Source organism: Vibrio sp. 10N.247.311.51 (assembly GCF_041467855.1).
Taxonomy (GTDB): domain Bacteria; phylum Pseudomonadota; class Gammaproteobacteria; order Enterobacterales; family Vibrionaceae; genus Vibrio; species Vibrio coralliirubri.
Map to the genome: position 1 here is coordinate 53,052 of NZ_JBFSVK010000003.1, position 26,603 is coordinate 79,654.

General features: G+C 44.3%; 17 protein-coding genes. 10 read left to right on the forward strand and 7 right to left on the reverse strand.

Annotated elements, in window-relative coordinates:
* Positions 1-189: 189 nt before the first annotated feature.
* Complete coding sequence (gene yccS / locus AB6E85_RS04280) at positions 190-2,373, reverse strand: YccS family putative transporter (RefSeq protein WP_102332913.1); 2,184 nt, start codon at positions 2,371-2,373, stop codon at positions 190-192.
* 177 nt (positions 2,374-2,550) lie between these two features.
* Between yccS and helD the strand changes: the two genes are divergently transcribed.
* Positions 2,551-4,626 (forward strand): DNA helicase IV, encoded by a 2,076-nt coding sequence (helD, locus tag AB6E85_RS04285; protein WP_372141596.1) that lies wholly within the window; start codon positions 2,551-2,553, stop codon positions 4,624-4,626.
* Between the two features lie 87 nt (positions 4,627-4,713).
* Positions 4,714-5,064: a VOC family protein gene (locus AB6E85_RS04290; RefSeq protein WP_086967759.1), complete on the forward strand. Its 351-nt coding sequence runs from the start codon at positions 4,714-4,716 to the stop codon at positions 5,062-5,064.
* Between the two features lie 120 nt (positions 5,065-5,184).
* On the opposite strand, the gene AB6E85_RS04295 is transcribed toward AB6E85_RS04290, so the two are convergent.
* Both AB6E85_RS04295 and torT read right to left on the reverse strand, forming a co-directional pair.
* Positions 5,185-5,640, reverse strand: coding sequence for a methylglyoxal synthase (locus AB6E85_RS04295; protein WP_017064778.1), 456 nt, complete (start codon positions 5,638-5,640; stop codon positions 5,185-5,187).
* Positions 5,641-5,700: 60 nt separating this feature from the next.
* A complete protein-coding gene (gene torT / locus AB6E85_RS04300; protein ID WP_372141597.1) occupies positions 5,701-6,729 on the reverse strand; it encodes a TMAO reductase system periplasmic protein TorT in 1,029 nt (342 codons plus the stop codon).
* Positions 6,730-6,875: 146 nt separating this feature from the next.
* On the opposite strand from torT, the gene torS reads away from it, so the two are divergent.
* Positions 6,876-9,794 carry a TMAO reductase system sensor histidine kinase/response regulator TorS gene (gene torS / locus AB6E85_RS04305; protein WP_372141704.1) on the forward strand — a complete coding sequence of 973 codons (2,919 nt, stop codon included), beginning with the start codon at positions 6,876-6,878 and terminating at the stop codon, positions 9,792-9,794.
* Between the two features lie 74 nt (positions 9,795-9,868).
* Here torS and AB6E85_RS04310 read toward each other — a convergent pair whose 3' ends face one another.
* The 3 genes from AB6E85_RS04310 to AB6E85_RS04320 form a co-directional block, all read right to left on the reverse strand.
* Positions 9,869-12,223, reverse strand: a complete 2,355-nt coding sequence (locus AB6E85_RS04310; RefSeq protein ID WP_372141598.1) for a fatty acid cis/trans isomerase — start codon at positions 12,221-12,223, stop codon at positions 9,869-9,871.
* Positions 12,224-12,431: 208 nt separating this feature from the next.
* Positions 12,432-14,096 carry a VRR-NUC domain-containing protein gene (locus AB6E85_RS04315; RefSeq protein WP_372141599.1) on the reverse strand — a complete coding sequence of 555 codons (1,665 nt, stop codon included), beginning with the start codon at positions 14,094-14,096 and terminating at the stop codon, positions 12,432-12,434.
* A gap of 57 nt (positions 14,097-14,153) precedes the next feature.
* On the reverse strand, positions 14,154-15,392 hold the full coding sequence (locus AB6E85_RS04320; RefSeq protein ID WP_048608721.1) for an OFA family MFS transporter: 1,239 nt from the start codon (positions 15,390-15,392) through the stop codon (positions 14,154-14,156).
* Between the two features lie 594 nt (positions 15,393-15,986).
* On the opposite strand from AB6E85_RS04320, the gene AB6E85_RS04325 reads away from it, so the two are divergent.
* Positions 15,987-16,367 carry a hypothetical protein gene (locus AB6E85_RS04325; protein ID WP_050652201.1) on the forward strand — a complete coding sequence of 127 codons (381 nt, stop codon included), beginning with the start codon at positions 15,987-15,989 and terminating at the stop codon, positions 16,365-16,367.
* Between the two features lie 180 nt (positions 16,368-16,547).
* On the opposite strand, the gene AB6E85_RS04330 is transcribed toward AB6E85_RS04325, so the two are convergent.
* The gene (locus AB6E85_RS04330; RefSeq protein ID WP_017060876.1) at positions 16,548-16,892 is read right to left on the reverse strand and encodes a YajD family HNH nuclease; all 345 of its coding nucleotides are present in this window, start codon (positions 16,890-16,892) and stop codon (positions 16,548-16,550) included.
* Between the two features lie 286 nt (positions 16,893-17,178).
* On the opposite strand from AB6E85_RS04330, the gene yghU reads away from it, so the two are divergent.
* From yghU to AB6E85_RS04360, 6 genes are all read left to right on the forward strand, one after another.
* Positions 17,179-18,036 (forward strand): glutathione-dependent disulfide-bond oxidoreductase, encoded by an 858-nt coding sequence (gene yghU, locus AB6E85_RS04335; RefSeq protein ID WP_048608718.1) that lies wholly within the window; start codon positions 17,179-17,181, stop codon positions 18,034-18,036.
* Positions 18,037-18,371: 335 nt separating this feature from the next.
* Positions 18,372-19,508 (forward strand): hypothetical protein, encoded by a 1,137-nt coding sequence (locus AB6E85_RS04340; RefSeq protein ID WP_372141601.1) that lies wholly within the window; start codon positions 18,372-18,374, stop codon positions 19,506-19,508.
* A 16-nt stretch (positions 19,509-19,524) separates the two neighbouring features.
* Positions 19,525-20,430 carry a metal ABC transporter solute-binding protein, Zn/Mn family gene (locus AB6E85_RS04345; RefSeq protein WP_372141603.1) on the forward strand — a complete coding sequence of 302 codons (906 nt, stop codon included), beginning with the start codon at positions 19,525-19,527 and terminating at the stop codon, positions 20,428-20,430.
* Between the two features lie 2 nt (positions 20,431-20,432).
* Entirely contained in the window at positions 20,433-21,227 is a 795-nt protein-coding gene (locus AB6E85_RS04350) for a metal ABC transporter permease (protein ID WP_372141706.1), read from the forward strand.
* A gap of 218 nt (positions 21,228-21,445) precedes the next feature.
* Complete coding sequence (locus AB6E85_RS04355; RefSeq protein WP_372141605.1) at positions 21,446-25,933, forward strand: SslE/AcfD family lipoprotein zinc metalloprotease; 4,488 nt, start codon at positions 21,446-21,448, stop codon at positions 25,931-25,933.
* Between the two features lie 204 nt (positions 25,934-26,137).
* Complete coding sequence (locus tag AB6E85_RS04360) at positions 26,138-26,461, forward strand: DOPA 4,5-dioxygenase family protein (protein ID WP_017082518.1); 324 nt, start codon at positions 26,138-26,140, stop codon at positions 26,459-26,461.
* Positions 26,462-26,603: the final 142 nt, after the last annotated feature.

Genomic DNA, 26,603 nt, shown 5'->3' on the forward strand with positions numbered 1-26,603 from the left:
GGCTTGGTCAATCAAAGTCAGAAAATTCCCACAATGTAAAAACGCCTTCAACCCTTGTGGCACAAGGGTAGGTAAGTAATTGCTCTACCCAATTAGGGGTATGGGCAAAGCAATGTATAAATATTTGTGATGATCAAAAGATAAGCAATTGGCGTTATCTTTTTGTTTTTACGGTATTTTGTTTGTTGCTCAAGAAGCTTCTGTTTCAAACGACTTGTCGATCTTAACCTTAACGGCAAACTTGGTCGCTAAGGTATGCAGTTCTGGAAGCATTCGATAGATCAAATGGAGCTGTTGTAGAACCATTTTGACAGAATTCTCATCTTCTTCTCGCCATTCACTCAAACGTTTATCCAACTCCGGGTCATAAGCGTTTTTCACTTCACAATGCTCTTTATGAGAATAGAGCTGATCATTTAGAGCGTCGAGATGCTGGTGGATTACTCTGTGCGCATCTAGCACCAGTTTGTGTGTCGCTTCATCATCAATACGCGTTCTGTGAGCACCCAGAGCCGAGATATAGCTAAGTAGAGCATGATTGAGTGTTAAGAATCGGAAGCTCTCATCTTCAGAGGTACGGTACTTACCCGGTTCAACCAACATGCTACTGATGGCGGCAGTCAGGTTTGCATCATTATTATGCGCACTACGTCGAGCGATACGATAGTTAAGGCTATCTTTCTTACCAACACGGTATTGGCCGATGATCTGAGCGAGATAGTTCTTATTGGAATCGAGCGCATCCGCCATCACTTTGTGCAGTCGCTTCGATTGCCAATCAGGCAACACATAAATGACAGCAAGCACGGCGAGAGCACAACCAATAAAGGTATCCGCTAACCTTGGCAATACTACCGCGTAGCCTTCACCTAATTGGTTAAAGCAGAAGAGCACAAGCAGTGTGATAAAGCCGGTCGCAAACCCGTAATTATTGATTCGAAACGCAAAGAACATCACGCCACTGATCACAATGAACACTAATTGGCTCTCTTGCGACGGGAAGAAAGTCAGTAACGGTACTCCGATCAACAAGCCTGCGACTGTGCCAATGACACGTGCCGTCAGTTTTTGACGGGTTGCACTGTAGTTTGGCTGACACACAAACAGCGTTGTCAGTAGAATCCAGTAACCTCTTTCAATATCAAACCCTTGGATAATCCCGTAGCCTAGCGTCAAAGTGATCGCCATGCGAATCGCGTGGCGGAATAGCATTGAATCGGTGTGCAAGTTAGCTTTGATCTTGTGCCACATTGCCGTCAAAGTATGAGGATTGGTATCGTCCAATACACCTTCTTCAATCTTCTCTGCATCTGGGTTGCTGATATTCGAAAGCTGTTTTTCAACGGTTGCTAGGTTATTGAATAAGTAATCCAACTGGTTCAGCAGTGATTTCCATTCAGGGTTGTTCTGTTGGTGCAGGTGATTGAGCGAAGACATCAGCTCATCAAGTGCCAGTACAGACTTGTCACCATGTTGGTATTCAGCGCCAACTTTCAATGAGCTTGCCACTTCTTTACAAGCTGTTGCCTGCGCTTCCAGTAGATACTTAAATCGAAACAACACGTCAGAGCGTTCGAAGTGTTTTGCTAGCTCTTGATAACGATAGTGGCTAGAGCTTACGCGTTCATGAATATCTTGTGCGATGAAGTAGGTGTTAAGAAATCGGTCACTAGGGCCGTCAATGTGCCCGCGCTTAGAGCGATTAAGCAGCGTCGCTTTGCACATATTGAGTGCGTTAACGGTACTCGCATTGAGTTTGGCTTCAATGATTCGGTGTGGCTGGGGAATCAAGTCTGAAACGGGGTAGAAGAGTTCCGCTTTTGAATCGATGTAATTACCGATTTGATCGAATACCGTGGCTAGGTTTTGCTGCACCGGTTGCATTGGCCACACTATCTGCCAAATCATCGACATGAAGTAGTACCAAGCGGCGCCAGTTAACAGTAGAAGCGGTTGAAACCAAAGGTTGGTGCTCTCGTGTGCACCAAGCATGGTATAGATGGCAACCAAGAGAGAACCAAACGCGATACTCGCGTATTTAGGGCCAATTGCCCCGAGTATAATAAAAGAGAAGGTTGAAACAAAAAGCCCGATCGCGAACAGCCAAGGCGTATCGAAGAGAAGTTCAATAGAGAAAGCCGCAACCGCGAAACAGATAAAGGTCAGCGTGAGTGCTTTCAAGCGCCCGGTAAAGCTGTCATCACTTTCCGCAAGAGCCGCAGCAATAACGCCTAAGATCAAAGGCGTGATCAGTGTGTTTTGTCCATAATACCAAGCAGGCACCACCACACCGAGCAGAGTGATGAGAATTAATACGCTGTAATTTATGGTTTTATTCGCCCAATAGAGGCGTAATTTGGCTGAAAAGTCCACAGTCGCTCACTTGACACACTAAAAACCATAATCCTAACAGAAATCAAGCACAAGAATTTGATACTTATCCATAATTGCCCGTAGGTGGTCATGAAAGCGTCGATAAGATATGAGATATTATTAATTCTCATTGCATCATGATATAAATTCAATATTCCCAATTAAGAGCACACTCCAATGCAGCTAAGCGCTAACAAGACTGCACAGTTTTTTATTCAAAATGAATATCATCAGGTTGAACTTGATGGTCCACGCTTGCTGTTATCTTCAGTAGGCAGTGAAGAGCGTATCCCGTTTACTATTTGGAGTGGCAAGATCGCGATCAAACGCGGATTGTTTTGGGGCTCGCTACAATTTTTTGCTAATCAACAAGATGGAACACAGCGCAGTTGGTTAGTACAAGGCTTACCTTGGGATCAATGTCGTCAATTTGCACGCGCGTCAGTGGCCGCTTATCAGAAGTGGCACGACACTCAATGTGAACAATTGGCGGAACACGTTCCTCAGTGGGAAGCTGAATTAACACGTCTTGAGCAACTCCCTGCTTTTCTACCGCATTCTAAGGTCAATACTTGGGTTGATATGGTCAATTCTGGCTTAGAAAGCATGACGATGACTCTGGATGAAGCCGCGCAGCGCATGCCAAACCGCATCGCAAGAATGCAGCCATGGTTGTCTGAAACGGAAATCAAGCAAGCTGAAAGAAATCAGCAATGGCTAGAGACCGAGCGAAAAAACTGGGAAGTGTTGTTTGCGCAATGTGAGTCGTCACCACTGAACTTATCGCAGCAATATGCGGTATTGATGAATGATGATCACAACCTTATTTTAGCGGGTGCAGGCTCGGGTAAAACCAGTGTTCTAACGGCTCGCGTCGCGTATTTACTGCAAAGTCATCAAGCTCAAGCTGAAGAGTTGTTATTGCTCGCCTTTGGTCGTGAAGCGGCAGAAGAGATGAAACAGCGCCTCGACAGCAAAATTGGTTTATCTGCCGAGAAGGTACAAGTCAGCACTTTCCACCAGTTGGGTTTAAAGATACTCAATCAAGTTGAACCCGAACGTGTGGTTATTTCTCCTTTAGCGCTCGATGACAACCAACGCCAAGCATGGTGCATTGATTGGTTGAAGAAGCACTGGATGACACCGACCAACTTTAAACGTTGGCAAAAGCACTTGTCTAAATGGCCAATCGCTTATTTAACCGGAGATGATGAGCTTGGTAGCCATGTTTCAAACCTCAAATTGATCGGTTGGCTTGAAAAGCAGCTTGAACAGTTGAATGCGTCGGGCTTAACGAAAAAAGAAGTACAGCAACAGCTGATTGATCATCGAGACTATACGCGCCTCAACAGCGAACTGTCACTGTGTTGGCCATGTGTAACCGCGTGGCAAAAGGAGTTGAAAGAACACAACCATATCGACTTCTCAATCATGATCAGCCGAGCGACTCAGTATGTCGAGAAGGGCAAGTTTATCTCACCTTGGAAGTTCATCATGATCGATGAGTATCAAGACATCTCACCTGATCGTCTTGCCTTGGTTGAAGCTCTTTGTAATCAGTCTAAAGCCGAGCTCCAAGCCTCTATTTTTGCAGTAGGCGATGACTGGCAGTCGATTTACCAGTTTGCGGGTGCGGATGTGGATTTAACCACGGGCTTTAAGGATCGTTTTGAAAGCTCGACCATTCATCACCTAGATACGACTTACCGCTTTAACAATCAGTTAGGTGCGGTGGCTAATCGCTTTGTACAAGAAAACCCAATTCAGATTCCGAAAGAACTGAACAGTTTCAAGCAACAGAAGCAGAAGGCGGTGTACAGTGCGCCAAGTAAAGAAGTTGAGAAGATCCTCGACCAATTGAACCGCCAATCTAAAGGCAAAACCAATAAATCGGTGCTGCTACTTGGACGTAATCATTACCACAAGCCAGAGTTGTTGGAAGACTGGAAGAAGATCTTCACTTCCATTGATATCAAGTTCATGACTTGCCACGGCAGTAAAGGTAAAGAGGCGGACTTTGTCATTATTCTTTGTGTTGACGAAGGACAGTTCCCGACCAAGAAGAAACAGCTGCATATTGATGGCGCATTGACTGAATCATCAGACGCGTTCCCTTATGCGGAAGAGCGTCGTTTGTTCTATGTAGCAATGACGCGAGCAAAAGAGAAAGTATGGATCACGCACAGCGGTGACGGGTCTGGCTTTGTGCAGGAGCTGCATGGTTCTGATTACCCAGTTGTTCGTAAAAAGTGATGTTACTTGACTTGATTGTCTAAGATTAGATCTTCAAGCCCTGACTTAATATTACAAGGCAGACGCATAAAGCATAAGGAGTTTGCTATGGAACACGGCTCTATTAACTACATTGAATTTGCTGCGAAAGACATCGCCGCAACTAAGGCGTTTTTCAGCCAAGTGTTTGCTTGGAACTTTGAAGACTATGGCCCTGAGTATTCTGCTTTTGAAGGCAAAGGCTTAATGGGCGGCTTCTATTTGGCGGATCTGGCGTCGAATACGGATAACGGCGCGGCGCTGATGGTTTTTTATAGCCAAGATCTTGAGCAAACCGAGCGCGATGTAATTGATGCTGGTGGTCAGATAAACCGTGAGATCTTTAGCTTTCCCGGTGGCAGACGTTTCCATTTCAGAGAGCCAAGTGGTAACGAGATGGCAGTGTGGAGCGATAAATAGAGAGACTCTCGCACTGTTTTATGATTGAACTGTTTAATGCCTGAAAACGAGACATAAAAAAGCCTGCGATAAAATGCAGGCTTTTTAGTCTGTTCAGTAGAGATCACATTTAACGTGCGATTACGTGCGTTCAGCTAGGTACGCTTCGTAGTCTGGGATCTCGATGATTACTTCTTCTTCAAGCAGTGAAGAGTTAAACAAGAAGTTAGCGGTAGCGCGGTTAGTGGCCACAGGAATGTTCCAAACACTTGCGATACGAAGCAGTGCTTTTACGTCTGGGTCGTGTGGTACAGCATTAAGTGGATCCCAGAAGAAAATCAGCATATCGATTTTGCCTTCAGAGATAAGCGCGCCAAGTTGTTGGTCACCGCCCATAGGGCCGCTGATCATGCTCTTGATTGCTAGGCCTGTCTCTTTACTCAGCAGAGAACCAGTCGTGCCCGTTGCGTAAAGGAAGTGCTTTTGAAGTTTTTCTTTGTTCTCTTTGACCCATCTTAGTAGCTCAGGTTTGAAGTGGTCATGAGCGACCAAAGCGATATGCTTGTGTGTTGGCATAGTACGCGTCGTTTTTTGCATGAATGTTCCCTAAATTGTTGTTTCGTTTTTATTGTTTTGAGTTCTTCAGCCAATATAGCACTAAGGATTCACACTGAATACCGGACGAAACTCAGAAGGTGACAATGAGTCGGCGATAATTTGATCTTTGAGTGTTGCTGGTGTCAGCGCTTCGATAATCGGTGCGCTGTGTTGCTCGTAAGGTTGACCGCGTAAGTAACTCGTGGCTTGTTTTACCGACAAGCGACCTTGCTCAACCATCTTATCTGTTGGTGCAAAAAGTACCTTGTTACGAAGTAAACCACGGTAGGTTCCGTGACTTAGGTAACTTGAAATTAACCCAATCTCTTCGGTTTTATCGGCCGCGCGTAGCTCACTGATCGCTGCTTCAATCGCGACGGCACTTCCGACTATATATTGGATATCAGGTTCTTCGATCACCTGTTGTACTAGGTTTCTTTGCAATTCTTTATCGTTATCTGCCCAATAGCTGATCGCAATTTTGATATCACTCGACTTGATCGCATCATAAAACCCCAGTGCTACAGGCTTAGTGCCGCCACTCGCTTGCGGGCCAAGTAACAGGGCGATAGGTGTTTCGCCTGATCCTTTCGGGTGTCGTTTCGACAAAAACTCTCCGACTTGGTAGCCCATTTGATACCAGTCGACACCGACTGTGCCTTTCAGTACCTTCTGTTGTTCTTCATTGACGGTTAACTCATTCACCGTAGCAAACACAGGCGTCGAGCCAACCCAATCGCTGAGATTGTCATGGTATGCATCGGGTGAAACGGTGCCTAAAATAATGGCATCGGCTCCCCATTGCGTGCAAAGCACCAGTTGTGAGGCTTGTTTGGCTACGTTGGGGTAACCGCCAGCTTCCAATACTCTTAGCTCAACTTGCTGCTTTTCTGCTTCAGAGATCATTCCGTAGTTCACAGACAACCAGTATGAGTCTTTTAGGTGCGGATAAATGGCACAGATTTTCTCTTTTTGCGATGTGGCATCGGCGGGTTTTATTGGGCTCAAAGGCTCGCTAGCACCTGCGACAGTAGTCACTGAGGTCAGTAGTGAGAGAAGAATTATTGAAGCGAAAGGTCTAGATAGCATGAATTGCCGTTTTATTGGTTTTAGATAAGAAACACTGCAAAATATAGCGTATTCTGCATGGGTAAAGAAGAACGTTTTAAGGTTTAGAGTTTATGTTGTTAGCTTCAGCGAGTATTGGACGCAAGCTGCTGGCCTCATTCTTAGTGATGGCACTGTTGGTTCTATTGTCTGCATTGATTGGTGTTTCTGGTTTTAGCTTTGTAGCAAAAACGGAAAGAAACGTCGTTGATTCGGCGCTTCCTGCCATGATCGAAGCTCGTCAGGTTTCTGAGTTGAGTAACCGTATTATTTCGTCAGTACAAACACTTTCTAACGCGAGAAACGAGGCCGAAAGAAAAGAGGCTGGCACCGTACTGTTTGACCAACTTGAGTCGCTTCTTAAACATATCAAAGAGCTTGGTGTCGACAGTTTCGATTCTCAGCTCCTCAATAAACTCGAAAACAATGTTCAAAGCGTTATTAACACACTGGCTGAGCTGGGTGTGTCGGTTGAGCGTAAGCTTTGGTTAAGCAAAGAGTTGTCGTCTCGTGTCGAAGAGATGCGCCTATTGGCCGAAGAGCTAGAACAGCTGACGCGAACCCAAGTTTTGAACACGGCTACCATTGCGGTTGCGAACGTCACGCATATCTATGACCTGCTAGAAACCAAAGAAACGGATAAAGCCTACCAAGCCCTAGATGCGCTTGTTGAGGTTGACCTTGATTTGTCTGAACGCCTACACGAATTACATTTGCTGGCGTTCAAAATGCTTAACCAAATTGAAGAAACGCAAACCGTTACCAACGTAGAGCGTATTCATCAAATCCAATCAGAATTTGAATCCAACCTAAGAATCATGGCGCGCCGCGTTAAAGCGGTCGAAGATCCTACTCGTTCAGCGCAGATGTCTCAGCTTCTAGAAGAGCTCAGAAAACGCCAAGTCGTGTTCGATATTTCATTAGAACAATATGAGAACACCAAAAAGTCAGAGTTTCTGATGCAAAATACACTGGAGTTGTTCTCTCAGTTGAATACAACGGTTAACCAACTGGTTGATGATTCAAACCGCAGCACCAAAAAAGCGGTTGATGAGCTGACCAGCACGTTGAATCTGGCTCAATGGTCGCTGTCTGTGATTTCGGTTATTGGCTTGGTTATCGTCGCATTTATCGTGTGGCGAGTGGTGTATATCTCGGTTGTTAAACGTCTTACGGAATACTCATCGGCCTTGATGTCTATCGCACAAGGTCGCCTGAATATTGATATCTCGGTAAAGGGTAATGATGAGCTGGCACATATGGGCGAGGCGATCATTACAGCCAGGAACACCGCGCAGGCACTGCAAGTGGTCGCGGTGGGTGAAGCAAAGGCGAAACGCGAACTTGAAGAGCACAAAGAACACTTAGAAGAATTGGTTACTGACCGAACCTATCAACTGCAAAAGACCAATGAGAAGCTGAATATCGAGGTGGGGAATCACGCTAAAGCTCGTAACGCCGCTGAGCAAGCAAGTCGAGCTAAATCCGCTTTCCTTGCGACGATGAGTCATGAAATACGAACGCCGATGAACGGTGTGCTAGGTACAGCAAGATTGCTCAAAGATACCGGGCTAGACCCGCTGCAATCCGGCTATGCTGACATCATTAACCGCAGCGGTAAGAACCTACTCGCGATTTTGAATGACGTGTTGGATTACTCAAAGATAGAAGCGGGGCATCTGGAAATCCGCACGGCGTCGTTTGACCTTCATCAGATGGTTCAAGATACCTACCAATTGATGGAGGGGCGCGCCGCTGAGAAGAAGCTGAATTTTGATTTCCATATTGAAAGTGACGTGCAACGCTATTGGCGTGGTGACGTAACGCGAATAAGCCAAATCTTGAATAACTTGGTCGGCAACGCGATTAAGTTTACGGAAAGTGGCTCGGTCGATATCTTTATCAGCTTAGATATCGAAGATGAAAATCGAGTGATGTTTGAAGTGTCAGATACCGGTGTCGGAATTGACGCTAGCGAACAAGCTTGTCTGTTTGATGCCTTTACCCAAACCGATAGTGGTCGTAACAAAACCGGCGGCACAGGGCTTGGATTAGCGATCAGTAAAAGTATCATGTTGGCAATGAACGGGGATATTGGCGTTCATTCTGAAGAAGGCGAGGGCAGCCAGTTCTGGTTCTCATTGCCACTTGAAGCCGGTGAGAAGATAGAAACGAAAGTGCCGGTCATTGAAGCTTGTATTCGAGCTAAGGTTCTTTTGATAGAAGACAACCCAGTAAACTGCATCGTAGCTGAAGGCTTTTTGCACAACTTGGGACATGAGGTGGTGCTCGCAACAACCGGGCAAGAAGCTCGAGCTATCTTTAAAGAGCAAGATTTTGATATCGCCTTAGTTGATATCAACTTACCCGATTGCGATGGCATCGAACTGATTCAGTACCTGAAAGATGATTTACGAGTGCTTAATAGTAATGCTGAGATCCAACGTTCAGAACCTCCAATGATCGCAGTATCGGCGCATGTATTTAACGAAGAAGTTGAAGAGTATCTAGTATCGGGATTCGATGGATTCTTACCTAAGCCATTGGAAAAAGAAGCATTGGCTAAATTGGTGAACAGCCAGTTAGCTGAGCATGAGCTACTACTGCCACAGCCCGATCCCAATGATCGTATTTGCAGTGTTCAAAATGGCGAAATTGATTCGGTGCATCAACCTATTGATAAACCCCAAATAGCCCAAGGAAAAGAGGAAGCCGATGTGTTGATCATTGACGTTAAGGTGATAGAAGGCGATCTTGCTATTCTAGGAAAAGAGAAAATGCAGACGATTGTCGGGCTTTTTGAACAAAGTAGCCGAGAGACTTTAAACGAACTCGTGGATGCAAGCGACTCGAATGATAGCCGTGCCGTTAAATCACTTGCTCATAAACTTAAAGGGTCAGCGGGGAGCTTAGGACTGTTAGCCTTATTTGATGTGTGTAAGAACATTGAGATGAGTAGTAATCCATTATCGCAATACAGTGACAGCGCTGAACATTTGACCGAGCTGGTTAAAGACTCTCTTACAGCACTTCAGCAACATGTTTGATTTTCACTACTATTAGATTAAAAAATCCTCTGCCAAGACAGAGGATTTTTGTTTTTATGGTTTATGGATGATAACTAGCGGTTCTCAAAGCGGTTGTAATCCAACAAACCAAACTCAATTGGTTGGTCTTGTTGATACCAACGATGAACGCGATCACTGAATGGCCAGAACTCGCTAGAACTGCGTCGTACCGCAAACTTGTCTAGCAGCGCCACGTAGTCCTCTTCCGTGTTTAAGTTTTGCAGCGTTTTGACCAGAGTCGGAATCTCGCTCTCGGTTAATGACAGGTAAGCCGCAGGGTAGCTACCGACAACGCCTCTTACGAGGGTTAGGTCATCATTGGCGTAATCACGGTTACCTTCTTCATTAAACAAGCTAGAAATGTTGCTGTGCGCGTTATTATGAATCATGGTGAACAGCTGTTCTTCGCCGTTTTCACCTTCAATCATGATCATCACTAATTGAGGCACATGGCGTAGGCCTTCTCCCTTAATCAAATTCACTTGATTAAGCAGTGCTTCATTCTTTCTACCAAAACCCGTTTCAACAATCTCAAAGCGATTATCGAGAACAGGTGCGAGCTTATCTTTGATCATATTAAGCAGTTCACGCTTCGGATCAGCCGTTTTGTAAACTACGCTGGTCGGCTGATCAAAAGGAGCAATGTTTCGTTGCAAGTAGTCACTCAGTTGTGCGCTCTGGTTCTGGTACCAACTAGAGTGTTCAATGTGGCGAACGTCTTTAGGAAGAAGGGTTAAGAAGTTACTCTCACCTTCAAGACGCAAGAAGTCCATGAACATGCGTGTAATCAGTTGGTGGCCAAAGTTGCCGTAAACATCGAAGCCCGCAACGAGAAGATAATGAATACGCTCTAGAAGAGCATAATCAAGAATCCACGCAGTCTTAGGTTGCGTGCCAATTAACCCTTGTACAACAGAGGCGCTATCGAAGTGCCTAAAGACGGTGAGAGCAGCATTCGGGTTGATACCATCGCCATCCCAAATGATGCTAGTGTCTAGGTTTACGCCACTCTCGAACCATTGGTTGGTGAAGTCTGATTTCGCGTTTAAGTATCGCGCTTGTTGCTTCGCGTATCTTACCCAGTTGGTCACAGGTACGGTGTTGCTTTTTAGCTCGCTAGGCAGCTTTAAGTTTTTCTTTTGGCTCGCGTAGAAGGCATTTATTTCTGGTAAATCGGCTTTCTCTGGGTCGATGAAGAAAACCCAAAAACGGTCGTTAATCACGTTCAAGGCAAGTTGACCACGACACACAGGTCCTTTGATGTAGGCCATGATGGTGTTTTGCGCGTTATCTAACATGAAGTTGAAGCGCGAGTTTACTGGCAGCGCTTCAAACGAAGTCATTGGGTTAGCTGAAACATCAATATCGTAACTAGGAAGTTGTTTTACGGTGTAATTAACGTCGACAAACCAGCTATTCCACTTTTGTAGACGTTCTTTATTAAGTGCGAAAGGCATGTGCGTTTTGTCGACGATGGTGCCTTGCTCTGGAATCAGACGATAGTAAACACGGTCTACTTTTGGATCGTCATAAGGGCGACGAGTCGTGATGCGCTGCACCGCTTCACCTGGTGGTGTTGCAGAGCGAACAACAGTAAAGAAACGCGTTGGTTGAGCTAAATCAGAAAAATAGACATGAGATAAAAACAGGTGCTCGTAGATATAACGTGCTGAAAGTTGACTCTTATTGTCGCTCTTGTTTAAAAAGCTTTCGTAGACATTAACGAGCTCTTGTTCTGCATCATTCAGCGGAATGTGGTCGTTCATTAACGCGCCATTTTCTAACCAACTCATTAAAGTCGCGTATTCGGTTTTATCTAAGTTCGGCATCCCATAAGGCATCCCCCAAGTTGGGTAATCTCTCTCGTATTGAGCGTACTCTTCAATCGTTGGGCACTGTTGGTCGCGATCGATTGAAAAGTCGAAACCTTCAAGCTGGGTTTGATCGGGCAGAGGGTGATTCTCTTTCTGGATCAACATACGAGAAACAAGACCAGCATCGAGGTTAGCCGTTGAGTTCTGCATTCGCTCATTGAGGACTGGATGAAAATCCGCATCGCGCCATTCTTGCGTGGTTAACGCATCTTCAAACAAGCGAGTAGGGGCTGATGCCGTCAAGCGGGTGCCTTGATAAACGAGTGCTTTGCTCGCGCCTCGGTCTATGCCTTCCACTGAAGACATTTTGAGTTGGCAAGGGGCATCATAACAAGCGTGACAAACCACGCATCGGTTATCAATGATGGGCTTTACTTCGTCAATGAAGTGCTGTGCTTGAGCCGAAAGAATAGGCGCTTGGCGGTCGCGAACTTGTTGTTTACCAAACAGCTCGTCGAAGTTTAAACCCGCGTAGACGGCACAACCTGAGAAGACGCTAACAAAAGCTAAAATGAAGAGTTTTTTCAAATTCATACGTATTTAAATATTAGGCATTTTCTATAATTATATCGAAAATGATTGAAAATGCTCATGTTCTAACAATCTTATAGATAAGATCTTGATGGGACGAGTGACTTGTCGATGCGCGTTACTCGCTTGTGATCAGAAATTGGAGTTTAGACCTAGCTAGATTTAAGCCCTAAGAGTTAAAAGCTAAAAGCCAACAGTTAAGAGCTAAGACTCACTGATTAACGTAACAAACAGAGAAGGGGACAGACAATCGCTCAAACTCTTTAATCCAGCGCCACTGGTTGTCTTGCAGTTTATCGCCAGGGCCTTTGACTTCAATCCAATAAAACTCATCGCCCTTGAATACAATCAAATCCGGCATCCCAGTTCTAAATAGCTTTAAATCACTCAATATCACTTTGAAGAGATCGACAACCAAGGCATTTGGAATTGAAGCCATGCTGTGCCCGATGAGTGCCTTAGTAAAATAATTCCAATGAACAAAGGGGTTCGCGATACCTCGCTTTTCATCGTAAGTATTGAGCAAATGGTTCAGCCCATGTTTGGATATCGTCTGAAACACGGCTTCAACCTGTTCGGCTCGCTTGTCTACGAAATCTGAATGGTACAGATCCAATGGTCGATGTTGGTATCGATTGATAAAGGCGCCTTCAACGTCTGCGAAAATGACATCCCAGAAAGCCAAACCAAACAAGCCACACAGAAAACTGTTTTCAGAAAAGTAGACATCCCAACCTTGGTTCTCATAATGCTGCTTCACCGCAAGCTCGACTCGCGTTTGGCTGAGGTCCAATTCCAGTCTTATCTCTTTGCAGCTCGGCTTTATGGTTCGTGAAACTTTGTGCCCCTGTTTCCGGAGTAGCCTGTCTTCAAGCTTAATCGCGACTTCCAACTCTGACACATCCGTTGGAGTAGCTTTCATTTGCGTGACAATGTCACACATTAAGTCTAGCGTACCTTGCTTATCACAGATGCGCGCAAGTCGCTCTCTGCTCGGAGGAAGTGTAGATTGCTTGAACCAAAAGATAGCTTGGTCGTTTAGGTTAAGCCTTTCTAGATCGCGAGCAATATCATTGATCAAACGCGAGCGTTTTCTGGCAATGCTTCTGTGCTCTGATTCTTCAGGAATCGAATTTAAAAGCAGTTCCAGAAACTCGCCATCTTTGCGGTCACCTTCTGAATACAAGCGTTGAATATCGCGCATCTGGAGTAATTGATTGAGTTGATCTCTAGAAGTGAAGAAGCGGCGCTGCTTGCTTAATGGGTAGTTCTCAAAGGTATTGAGCCCAAGGTCGCTTAACACGAACTGGCTTAAGTCTTGATAGGTGTTGGCAAAGAACAGCAACAGTAATACATCGATAACTTGAGATTCGACGACATAAATACAGTCGAAAGTTAGGCTCTGAAATTGATCAAAAGCTTGCTGATCAAGCCGTATCAACAGCTCACCTTTTTTGGCAGTTCTGTGGCTCTCAAGGGCAGGGAATACACTCAACAGCTCTGGTTTGGTGAGCAAGTGCAACCCGATCTCGACCTCACTAATGACGAGGTCATGCTGTTCTTCGGGATGACTCAACGCAATGAAGCCTGAGCTGCTTAGCTCTTGTAGTGCGGTATTTAGATCAGGGATCTCAACATAGTTGAGTTTATCGCTGCGAAACCAACGGCCTTTGCGGGAAAGCAAACGTACCATTAAGCATTGGCTTGAAACGGAAAGACGTTTGTATGCGGACAACCAACGGCATTCATCGTCACTCAGAAGATCGGGGTAGAGCGTTTGAGCGTGTTCAACCAACCGATTGAAGTTGTCGAGATAATAAGTAGGGGAGAGCTGAAGAGTGGTTTCGGTCGTCAATGGAGAAGTCGCTTGATACAAAAAGAGCCTAACCCCAAGGTTAAGCTCTTTAGTAACAAATTCAATCTTTTCTGTGGATTAAGCTTGTGATGCTTTTAGTTCAGCAACTTTAGCTTCAGAGATTGGCTTAGTGATGATTGCTAGAACAATACACACTGCCATCATAACTGCAGAGATTGTGTAAGCTAGGCCGTAACCTTCGCCGTTTGACATTGAGAAGCCAACAACTGCTGCACCGATAGCGCCGCCGATACCCCATGCCGTGTAAAGCACGCCGTAGTTAGTACCGTAGTTTTTCAGACCGTAGAACTCAGCAGTTAGTGTTGGGAATACTGCTAGAAGCGTACCGTAACCAACAGCTGCGATAGCCGTACCAATGATTAGCGTGAATTCAGAGTTGAACGTAGCGAATAGAGCCATGTTCGCGCCTTGAAGGATGAACGCTAGAAGTAGAGTACGTACACCACCGATTTTATCTGCAAGCATACCAGCAGCAACACGGCCGCCTGAGTTGAATACTGCAAGGATAGACGCTAGGTAAACTGCGTTTGGCAGGTTAGCTTGAACGCTAGCAATCGTAGTGATGTTACCGATTATCATTAGACCAACAGATGCAGCGAATGCGTACATGATCCATAGAGAGTAGAACTGAGGAGTCTTCAGCATTACTTTCCAAGTTAGGTCTTCAGTCTTCTTAACCGCTTTAGGAGCTTGGCCTGCTTTTACTTTAGGCTCAGCTGGCGTGTAATCCGCTGGTGGGTTGTTGATTGTTGCTGCTAGAGGTACTGCGATTGCAAGTACACCAACACCAAGAATCATAAAGCTAGTTTGGATACCCATGCTGTCGATTAGCGCAGAAGTTACTGGTGCTAGGTAGATAGCTGCAAGACCGAAGCCTGCTGCGATAAGACCGTTAACCATACCTTTCTTAGAAGAATGGAACCACTTCATTGCTGATGGAGAAAGACATGCGTAACCGAAGCCGATACCAGCACCTGTCATCACACCGAACGTGATGTTCAGCATCATAGGTGTTGTAGCGAAACCAGAAGCAATCATGCCTAGGCCTGTTAGAGCCGTACCTAGGATTAGGATCTTACGTGGACCCATACGGTCTTGTAGGATGCCCGCAACAAGAAGACAAACAGAGAATGTGATAGTTGCAATAGCGTAAGGTGAAGATGCTTCAGCAGCACTCCAACCAGCTTCAGTTACTAGCGCTTTGTTAAATACACTCCAAGCATACAGGATGCCAAGACAAAGGTTGATACAGAAGCCTGCTAGCAGGATACGTGTTGCTTTATCAATCTTGCTCATTTTTATTCTCAGTTTTGTCATCGGTTAGTGGAGAGCCACTTAACTAAAGACGGGTTATTGTGATTGTTTCTTCAAAATTAGTTTGCGTTTATCAACAGATGGCGCAAAAGAGCGCGGATTATAACCAATAAAAATGTGATTGGAATCTCTTTTTCCATTTTCGGTAAATTAAATTCAGTTTGTTAATGAGTTGTTTTTTATTGGTTTTTAAAATGTATTCAACACCTTTCTGTTTTGTTCTTTTTCGCTCTGTTTTCTTATTATTTCAGGGATTTTGAGGTGATGGTTTTTGAATAGACACGTATTCCGTGCGGATATCACAGAGTTACAAATAATTTTAATTAATTTCCAAGGTTAAATTTGTGTAACAAAATAAATCGAAATAGCGCTTTGTTCATATGAGACAAGGAGTAACGGAGTTTTATTAAAAACAGAATGTTACGTAATTGTTAAGGGGGCTTTTTGTTAGCACCTTTGCTTACATTTTGTTCGATTGGAGGGGTTGTGTTGTCCGTAAAAAGTGGGAAAATAGTACGCAAACTGAGATTCCAAATTTGAAAGGATGCGTTTCCAACTTATGGTGAGGCGAGTATTATGAAACTGTTTTTAATTTTATTGATGTCAATTTCTGGTGGTGTAGCGGCAGCTGACCATATTCACTCTTTCCTATTCGGCTTCTATGTTGCGGCTCTAGCAGTTGGTAGTTGTTACTGGCTTGCATTCCGCAGTACGCGTTTCCCACAGTTAGCATTAGTGCTATTGATGTGTGGCTTTTTTGCGAAAATTGCAGTGACTGTTATCGGTGTTTCTTGGGGTATCTCGAACGATATCATTCAATCGCCGTTCATTTTCTCATTGTCATACCTGTTCTTCTTAGTGGTTGTGTCTTACGTTTGGTTTGCATACCGCGATAAATTAACGCTAAAACAACGCGCTAAACAGGTAGAAGAGTCTCGCAAACAAGCGGCAGCGTAATTCGATTTGATTCTTAAAAAGCCTTCTTCGGAAGGCTTTTTTGATCCTGCCTACCTGAACTCTATTCTTTGGTTATGACGGCAGATAAAAGAAACCCCAGTATGGTGACATACTGGGGTTTCTTGTTATTTATCTATTATCTACCAGTTACCATCTACCAAAGGCAACTCTGAAGGTGTGTTACTTCTTCATCATCTTCGCTAGGTCAGCAAACGGGTTGTGTGTCGCTGACTGATGATCATCTAAACTCGCTTTTGCATCCACACCATAACGCTCATGGTCAGTGTATTTTGAATGCTCATGATCGTGACAGTACAGGCACAGTAGCTCCCAGTTGCTGCCATCTTCAGGGTTGTTTGTATGGTCGTGATCCACGTGGTGAACGGTAAGCTCTCGGAGGTTTGAGTAAACAAATTCACGCGCACATTTACCACAAACCCAAGGGTACAGTTTTAGTGCTTTTTCGCGGTAGCCTTTCTCTTGGCGAGCATACGCTGCACTCGAACCTGTGAAATCAGAAGACATTGCCAAATCCTTATCAATTGTAATATCCAGATTTTATCACAGCTTTCTTGAAGCTGTCGGTATGTCGTTCGTAAAATCATAGCTAAATGATGCGGGGGATTTTCTGATATTAGACTGAAGTTTGAATACGGACTTATCTTTTACACACACCAACGCTTAAGCGGGTTATGTCTTTCTGGAATAAGCCATGCTTAACAGTTTGAAAATAAATCGTATTCAGGGGTTTTAACCACAGGCATGTGACCTAATATCAGTTTGTGAGACCCTATATTAATAAGGAAATATCATGTCAGAACAATACACTCCGCCAAAAGTTTGGGTTAACGATACTGCTGGTGGTAACAAGTGGGCAAACATCAATAGTCCTGAATCTGGAGCTCGCTTTGATAAAGAGCTTCCTGTTGGTGACCATGCTTTTCAATTGTATTCTCTTGGCACACCTAACGGTCAAAAAGTCACTATCTTGCTGGAAGAGTTGTTAGCGGCGGGTGTTAAAGAAGCTGAATATGATGCGTACTTGATCAACATTGGTGAGGCTGATCAGTTCTCTTCTGGCTTTGTTGGCGTGAATCCAAACTCTAAAATACCAGCACTTGTCGACAAGTCTGGTGATGAAGACGTTAATGTTTTTGAATCGGCATCTATCTTGATGCATCTAGCAGAAAAATTTGGTCACTTCTTACCAAAAGAAGGGGCAGCAAGAACGCAAACCATTAACTGGTTGTTCTGGGCACAAGGTTCTGCGCCATTCCTAGGTGGTGGTTTTGGTCACTTCTACGCTTACGCGGATGAAAAACAAGAGTACCCAATTAACCGCTTTGCGATGGAAGCTAAACGTCAGCTAGATGTGTTAGACAAACAGTTAGCAAATAACGAATTTGTGGCGGGTGACGAGCTAAGCATCGCTGATATCGCGATTTGGCCTTGGTATGGCAACCTTGTGCTAGGCAAAATCTACGATGCAGCCGAATTTCTACAAGTTGAGTCTTACACCAACGTTGTGCGCTGGGCGAAGCAGCTAGAAGCGCGTGAAGGTTTCCAACGCGGCCGAGTGGTTAACCGTTCATTTGGCGAAGAGTGGGAGCAAGTACCAGAGCGCCATTCTGCAGAAGACATTGACCGAGTTTTAAAGCTGCGCCCGTAGTTCTTTAAAACAATAGTCGACACTACATTCATAGAGTTTGTTTTAACGGTCAACGTTAACTCAAACTCTATTTTCAGTTTCATCTAATCAATCTATTCTTTCCTTTCTATATCAGCCCTTCGATAAATACCGTTACGACTCTCCTTCACACTATCATTCGCATTGCTAATTATTATATTTTTTATACCTCTGATTATTAAAGATTTTTATTCTTCTTTCTGCCTTGCTACTAAAGTGATTTCATATTTTGTTACATCTCAAATATTAACTATTTATTGAAATGTTATAACATAACAATAAGTTAATTGGTGATGTATCTTAGAAAGGAAAAAGTTGTGAATAAAAAATTGGTTTCTCTAGCGGTTGGTAGCATTCTCGTTTCCCCTGTTTTTGCCGACACGTTGTCAAACCCTCAAATTGGCGTTGTTCTTGATGGTTATTATCAAGACGGTCAACGTAATAACTCGGAGCGCGATGAAGGCTTTGGTCTTGGTCATACAGAGCTGAACATGTCTGCGAATATTGATGACAAGTTTTATGGCTCTTTGACTACGGTTATTGAAACTCACGATGATGAGACTGAATTACTGCTCGAAGAAGCTTTCATTGAAACACTGACGATGCCTTACGGTTTAAGCATTCGAGGTGGTCGTTTCTTATCAGACTTTGGTTACTTGAATAACCAACACATGCATACTGATAGCTTTGTTGAGCGTCCTGCCGCTTACCGCACATTCTTAGGCTCTCATTATTACGATGATGGTGTTCGTGCAAACATCGTTCTTCCTACAGATCTGTATGTGAAGTTCGGCGTTGAAGCGTTAAGTGGTAGCAAGATGTCGTCTGTTGATGATGGCTCTGACGTTGGTGTTTACACTACAACTCTTAAGCTGGGTGATGACTTTTCAGAGTCATCAAGCTGGCAGTTTGGTTTGAGCTACTTACGAAATGAAAACGGTAAAGTTCGTGAGTTTGGAGACCATGATCACGGGCATGACGATGACCACGATCATAGCCACGGTGCGGCGGTTACGGGCTCAAACTTATACGGTGCTGATTTTGTATGGAAGTGGGCTCCGAACGGTAACTACAAATACCAAAACTTCACACTTGCAGCTGAGTACATGCTGTTAGATGGCATCGTTGATGACAAGTACAAAAATGACGCAGAGTCACCAGATACGCTAGCAGGTTATTATGTATCGGGTGTATACCGATTTAGCCCAAGCTGGTCTGCTGGCCTGCGCTACGGTGAAGCGGAAAGCTATGATGGACACGCACATGGTGACCACATGCACTTTACTGCAATGAACGACAAAGAAGCAGATGCAATGATCGCTTGGGATTCATCTCATTTTGGTACAGTTAGAGCACAATACTCTCGCGTTGAAAACCAAAGTAAAGAGACAGATAACGTATTTACCCTTCAGTATGTGATGACCTTTGGGGCGCACGGTGCTCATGCATTCTAGGAAACTCCAACTTACAATGGCAACAGGTGTTGCCATTGTATCTTCATCTATAATGGCATCTTCGCCTGTAATGGCGTTGAATATTTTCGTTTGTGAGCCTGAATGGCAAGCTCTTGTTCATAGTCACGCTCCTGATGCCAACATCTATTCGGCGACTACGGCTAAGCAAGACCCGCACTATGTTCAAGCAAGACCATCACTTATTGCCAAAATGCGTCAAGCTGATATGGCAATGTGTTCAGGGTCTGAATTAGAAGTAGGCTGGTTACCAATGCTGCAAGTACGCAGTGGTAATCCTGCGGTTCAAGATAGCGCGCCCACCATGTTATACGCGAGCGATATGGTAGGTATGCTTGATACCCATGACCATGTCGATCGAAGTATGGGAGACATCCATGCTCACGGAAACCCACATGTTCAGTTTGCTGCTGAGTATATGATCCCGATCTCAAGGGAAGTCACCAAACGTTTGCAATTGCTTGATCCTGATAATGCACATACTTATATGCGTAATGGCATGAAGTTTCGTGCTAACTGGCGTAATAAATTGGCAGAGTGGGAAACGAAAGCAGAGCCGTTACAAGGTAAAAAGGTGGTCGGGTATCATGCTACATATCGTTACCTCTTTGACTGGTTAGATATGGCGCAGATTGCTGATTTAGAACCTAAGCCTGGGATATCACCGACTACGTCACATTTACAGTCATTGACCAAATTGGATCCCGCGTCGTTTGATGCGATTGTGTATTCATCACACCAAGACCAGCGTCCTGCTAATTGGCTTAACCAACAGATCAACAAGCCTACGATACAGCTACCATTGACGGTTGCAGAAGGTCAGAGCCTTGATCAAATGTACGATCAAGTCATTGATGAGTTGCTGAGAACGCTCGTTAACCCAGACACCTCAACGAGATCGTAATGTTGAATGAGTATGACTGGCTGGCACCTGCAGTATTGTGTGGATTAATAGCATTAGTTGGCAACATCGTGCTTGGGGAGCAAGTCCTCAAGCGCCAGATCATCTTTATTGATCTCGCTGTCGCGCAAGTGGCTGCCCTTGGCGCTGCCTTGAGCCAGTATTGGCTGAGCCGATATGCACTGTTTAGTGGCTCTTGGTTTTCAGAGATGATTGGCCCGTGGGTCATGTCATTGTTGCTATGCGGATTAATTGCGTTAATGGAAAAGCGTTACAAACAACACTTAGAACCAATGATAGGAAGTTTGTTTGTGGTATCGGCTTCATTAGCGATTCTATTGGTCAGCAAAGATCCTCATGGCGCCGATTTTATTCAAGGCATTCTCAACGGGCAGCTGTTGTGGTCTACCTGGGATGACGTTTGGCCATTGGCAATAATCACAACCGCGATGTTGGTGTTGATTAGCGTAAAGCCTGAATTTATGCAGGGTAGTGGTTTTTATCTTATCTTCGCTATATTGATGCCGATCACCGTAAAGCTGACTGGGATATATTTGGAGTTTGCGTTACTGGTGATACCTGCGTTATGTGCAGCTGCGTATAAAGGCGTTCGCTTCTTTATCGCGAGTATTGGGATTGGCACTGTCGGTATTTTATCGGGCTTAGCGGTGTCGGCTTATTACGATTTGCCAAGTGGCGCCAGCATTGTCATCACGCTGTTTTTGGTGGGGGTGATGTTTAGTATTGTGATGCAGTTGCGCCGCTACTTACGTGATACCAAATTGGCTAAGAGCTATTGAGTAGAAACACCATATCTCAATCGAGATATGGTGTTTTTTCGTTTTAAGGTAGGGAGATGTTTTGCAATTGGAATGAAAGTCTCAATTATATTTTTATTTATTTTATTCAATCGCTTATGAGTAATGGTCTTTGTGGTTAAGACAAAAAACAATAGTCATCGAGATGGAGTAAATCTATAAGATAACGGTCCATTTAAAATTACGACTAACTTCGCTCAATGAAAAAAAACTTAATTGCGTTGGCTATCATATCCGCGGCTCTTTCCGGGTGTAATCACGACTCACTAAGCTATAGTGATGGCCCTGATACGGTTCCTCCAACAGACATTATTCCACCAACGGATATTCTTCCGCCGACAGATATTGTTCCACCAACGGATATCCTTCCGCCGACTGACATTATTCCACCAACAGATATTATTCCCCCAACAACTTACATCGGTTCACTATTGTCGAGCGGGGCGTTTGTTTCTGGAGATGTTTACTGTGACGGCATTCATCTTGAAAACGGAACGTTCAGTGTAAAACAAGGCGTGAGTTTTAGTTGTACCTTGGGTCACCTTACTTTAGGTGATTTCACGGCTCCTCTCCCTGAAGTCACAGAAAGCACGATTTCAAATGATGCGCTTCATGCGGCATTTGAGTTGACAGAATTACATGGAGACAACGTTACCAAGGTACTCGAATCAATTGATGTTTGTGAGACTGAAAGCGCTATCTGTTTAAAAGAACTGGATGCTTTTGATATTGAGGATGTGTTCTCGCAACTTGATGATCAAGATGCTGTCGATGCGTACTTTTCATCGAAAGAAGAAGAGTCTACCGATGAAGTAGGTAAGGCTCCTAGTTCACACGTAGACACAACTGTTGTTCCTGCGGTTGACCCTAATGCGGACAATAACCTTAACGCTGGTTTTGTTTCTGCAGACGCGGAGTCTACCTATGCTTATAAGCCAAGTGTTGAAGGCAAGGTGTTAACTCGCAGTAAGCTTACAGATGCTAATGGTACGCCGATTTCTGGGATCAGTTTCTTTTCGGCTAACGCGACGGGCGTGACGGATGAAGAGGGAATCTTCGAGTACCTGTGGGGCGACAGAATCGTTTTTGGTATTGATACGTTTGAGTTTGGCTCCATTACGGGTAATCAGATTGCTTATAAATTGTCTGATGTGACCAATAATGTGGTTGAGAAAGCGAATATCCAGTCATTACTAGAGCGCTACGCGGTTGATCATGTAAGTTATTATGAGATATCTGAAGAAGTCCAAGATACCTTTTCAAAGTACCCTAACGTTATAAATGAACTGATCAACCTAAACCTACCAAATGGGGGGCTGATAGAGGGTACAGACTTCGAACTTCCTAATGAGTTTGTGGGTCAGTTTAGCCAAGGGTTAACGGCAGTCATTGATGAGCAGCTGCGCCAAACGCCTCAGTTTATGGATTATGTTCGTCAACCTGCCGTTTTATCTATGGATTCTGGTCAGTATGTTACAGAGTCTCTGCAGCAAATCTTCCACAACGTCACCACATTCCATGTCTTCAATGACAATGGTAGCTTTTACGGTGCGACTGGGTATACCCGTGGTATGCGAGCTCTAAACATATCGAATAGAGCATTCCCTGTGATGATGCCAAGAACTGATAAAAACCGTGAGCTTTATTTTGGTGAGCAACAGGCTTGGACTCGTGAAGGCAAGCCTTACATCGCACAACACCCAAGCATTTCGATGCCTCCGATTCCTTTAGTCTCTGAAGACAACGCGACTTATGGTTTTCCATTCATTACTGCAGGCGAGATAGGCAAAGGTAAGGTCGTGTTCATGGGCAATGGCTTATATCCAAGTATTCTGTCATGCCCAGAGAATTATTGGGCTAATCGCACATTACATATCGACAACAACAAACAACAGTGCACTGTTTCGACGTTTGAAAACCTACTGCATGATGACCAAGGCAGCATGAGGTTGTTTTTCTCGAACTTGTTTGAGTGGTTCAATAATGGTTTGCCTATTGCTGGGATGAATGCCGTCACCAATATTGACCAAGCCTATTCGGCTTATCACCACTCCACAATGGGTAAGCAGTACACGTTTTTTGTTAGTCCTCAGTATGGTTTTGCATCAGTAGAAAAGCGTGGTTCAGGTGACTTTGATGATTTGGAGGCGAGCAATACGCCGATTTTGATCCTTCAGGCATACCCACCTAAGTTGGTTCAAGATGGCATGACTAACCAGTTTGTTGCTGACTTGGATAACCCGAACTTAAACCAAGATGATATTACGTCTCTTATTAACTATGTTAATGGCGGTGGCAATATCTTGTTTATGGATGCGATTCAAACGACTAACCCTGAACCTATTGGACGCTTGGCAGATGCCGTAGGTGTATCTCTTGGTGGTGAAAACGTTACGCCGACAAACCAAGCTTTCTGCGGTAGCTCTTATTACTGCCAAGCACCTTATCCTAATCTTCACGTGAAGAGCCAAAAGGAAATGGTGGTTCTTGAGCGTTTTCAAGATAACCAAGGAGAGCCTCCATTCACGGTAAATCAAGATGGTACGGTTGAGTGGATCAAAGATGAGTCCAAGATTAAGTTTGAGATCCCGACTTATGAGGTTACTAAGTTAGACGCTGAAGGGAAGCCAGTGCTTGATGCGTCTGGTGTAACAGTAATGGAGACAAAATCCGCACGTATCTTTGTTGAATCCGCAGAAGAGCGTGAAGCCGCGATCAAAGAACTGCAATCGGCATTTGCTGCAACTGATCTTTGTACAAACGATTATGAATACGAATTTAACTGTATAGAGACTCGTTCTGGAGACGGAATTACTGTTCGTGGTGCTTATCATAGAGCCGATTTCGACCGCTATGAAGTAAGCAAAACCGTTGTCGACAGTATGGTGAAAGCAGCAAACTTGGGCACTAACTTTACGGCGCTTTATGAGCATGAAATTTACTATCGCACGAAAGGCAATCAAGGCAAGCGTCTGTCTAACAGCGAATTGAATCAAGCGTTTGATAACCTGTCTGTTTGGATGTGGAACGACAACGCATATCGTTTTGAAACAGACATGCAAGATGAGTTGGGGTTCAAGCAAGCTGTTCAGTTCCTTAACTGTTATACCGAAGACTTACATCAAACAGACACAATGGATGCACAGTGTCCTGTTGACCTAAAAGCGTCGTTAGTCGCTAATGGAATGATTCATGGTGAAGGTGAGTTATCGGGACAGTTGAATCCTAGTTACCCGTTGAACTATATGGAAAAGCCACTGACTCGTATCATGTTGGGGCGCTCATTCTGGGATCATGAAATCGTTGTTGATACCACAATGTATCCGGGTCGAACCTCGGGCGCATCCTCGTCAAGTACGGTAATGATTCAAACCAACGGTAAAGCAGTGACATATTCCGCAGGGAATAATCAATCTACAGGTGTGTGGGCACCTCAATTACAAGAAGTATCCATTGAAGACGGTGTGGCAGCTACGATTACCGTGATGATGGCGGATGATCTTACAGGTAAGCCGAATCACGAAACGAGTTTGAAACGTCCTCCACGTATGCAAACCAGCTTTGACTACAATGGATCGAGCTTAACTTTCAAGGTTCCATATGGTGGCCTTATTTACATTCAACCAAAAGTAAAAGAGCTTGGTGAAGTTTCGTTTAGCATTAATGGCGCGTTAAAAGCGGCTTGGTGGAAAGAGGGGGAGTGGATTAACTCTATTCAATCGGCAGAGGCTCCAATTGCAGAAATCGATACGGGTTCATTTATTTATACGACACCAATCAGGAATCTAGAATCCGCTGATTTGAACCAATTCGCAACTGATATGAATCGATTCGCCGAAGCGGCAAGTGACTTCTACGGGCGTGATCAGAAACAAAACGATGGTTTACACCGTAGGTTCACTTATCCAGAACTGAAGGCGTTCCGCCATCGTTTTGTGAATGACGTGCAGATTTCGATTGGTGCGGCTCACTCTGGCTACCCAGTGATGAACTCAAGCTTTAACGCAAATCGGACATACATTCCAACCAACCCAGTGAACGACTGGCTGTTGTGGCATGAGGTGGGTCATAACTTAGCATCAGCTCCTTTCCTAGCGGCTGGTAGTACAGAAGTGACCAATAACCTTCTTGCGTTGTATATGCAGGAGTTAGAGGGGCGCAATGCAAACCCTGAAATGGATCGTATTAAATCGGATATTAAGAAAGCACCTAAATGGCTAGAGCTTAATAATGAACATGCGTGGTCACATGGTGATGCAGGTTTACGATTAGTTATGTTTGGTCAGCTAAAAATCTGGGCAAAATCGAACTTTGCAATTGATGATTGGTATACACGCGGCGCAAGCCAATCTGATGTGTATGGTGAAGATGAAGGCTGGAATATGTTCAAACTTATGCACCGTAAAGCTCGAGGTGATACAGAGGGTGATGCGGTTGAAAACTATTGTAGTGCCAAAGATACTGGGCTAACCGGTGGCGACTTAATGATGGTTTGTAGCTCCTACGTTTCAAACTATGACTTAAGTGATTTCTTTGTTGCTTGGAACGTGGGCGAAACTTCAATGACTAATGCTGATGGCACGAAGTCTTATAGTGGCGGAATTAGCTCTAAAGGTCTTAGTGCGGTTGAGCAATTAAAACTAGAGAAACCAAAGAACAGTCCTTTGAATGTTGATTCAATTTACTAACACTAATTATTGCTAAAGCATTTTATAGCTTAAAAACAAACGTCACACTTAAACTACGTGTGGCGTTTTTGTTGCAATGCTCTAGAAATTTCAGCTAGATCAGTCTTCTACATGATGTTTAATACTTCGGCTGCCATTGGTTGGCTGTCCTTGCTAGAGAAAGCAGGTTAAACTGTTCGCATCATAATTCTAAAGGATGGTGCCATGTACCACGGTCATATCTATTTCCCTCTGCGTTTTGCAGAGCAGGCAGAAACACTGCGTCAGAAAATTCTATCGGAACGTAAAGATGTATTAGAGGTTTTCCCATTAATACAGCGTTTGGTTGGTCCACATAAGATGCCGATGTTTGAGATTCACTTTGCAAACAAAGAGTCGGGTATTGTTGAATGGCTAGAGCAAGAGCGCGGTGATATGTCGGTGCTTATTCACCCTGTGACTGGCGGTGAAGAAACTTTGGATCACACAGTAAGAGCTACATGGCTTGGTCGTGAACTGGGTGTCTTTGAAGAAACACTAAGTAGCTAATCAAATATACCAATATTGTACTTAACTCATTCCGACCGGAAAATGCACGAATAATAAAAAGGCTCCTCAATTGAGGAGCCTTTGTTCTGTTTCAAGGAACAGTTTATCAAGAGTCTCTGTTTGTCATCTAAACAGAGTAGGG

What these genes read in the sequence shown, in the direction of transcription:
- torT (WP_372141597.1), bottom strand. Translation starts at nt 6,729, where the DNA reads ATGCTATCTAGACCTTTCGCTTCAATAATTCTTCTCTCACTACTGACC.
- AB6E85_RS04295 (WP_017064778.1), bottom strand. Translation starts at nt 5,640, where the DNA reads ATGCAAAAAACGACGCGTACTATGCCAACACACAAGCATATCGCTTTG.
- AB6E85_RS04355 (WP_372141605.1), top strand. Translation starts at nt 21,446, where the DNA reads ATGAAAAAAAACTTAATTGCGTTGGCTATCATATCCGCGGCTCTTTCC.
- AB6E85_RS04290 (WP_086967759.1), top strand. Translation starts at nt 4,714, where the DNA reads ATGGAACACGGCTCTATTAACTACATTGAATTTGCTGCGAAAGACATC.
- helD (WP_372141596.1), top strand. Translation starts at nt 2,551, where the DNA reads ATGCAGCTAAGCGCTAACAAGACTGCACAGTTTTTTATTCAAAATGAA.
- yghU (WP_048608718.1), top strand. Translation starts at nt 17,179, where the DNA reads ATGTCAGAACAATACACTCCGCCAAAAGTTTGGGTTAACGATACTGCT.
- AB6E85_RS04325 (WP_050652201.1), top strand. Translation starts at nt 15,987, where the DNA reads ATGAAACTGTTTTTAATTTTATTGATGTCAATTTCTGGTGGTGTAGCG.
- AB6E85_RS04320 (WP_048608721.1), bottom strand. Translation starts at nt 15,392, where the DNA reads ATGAGCAAGATTGATAAAGCAACACGTATCCTGCTAGCAGGCTTCTGT.
- AB6E85_RS04310 (WP_372141598.1), bottom strand. Translation starts at nt 12,223, where the DNA reads ATGAATTTGAAAAAACTCTTCATTTTAGCTTTTGTTAGCGTCTTCTCA.
- AB6E85_RS04360 (WP_017082518.1), top strand. Translation starts at nt 26,138, where the DNA reads ATGTACCACGGTCATATCTATTTCCCTCTGCGTTTTGCAGAGCAGGCA.
- AB6E85_RS04345 (WP_372141603.1), top strand. Translation starts at nt 19,525, where the DNA reads ATGGCAACAGGTGTTGCCATTGTATCTTCATCTATAATGGCATCTTCG.
- torS (WP_372141704.1), top strand. Translation starts at nt 6,876, where the DNA reads ATGGCACTGTTGGTTCTATTGTCTGCATTGATTGGTGTTTCTGGTTTT.
- AB6E85_RS04330 (WP_017060876.1), bottom strand. Translation starts at nt 16,892, where the DNA reads ATGTCTTCTGATTTCACAGGTTCGAGTGCAGCGTATGCTCGCCAAGAG.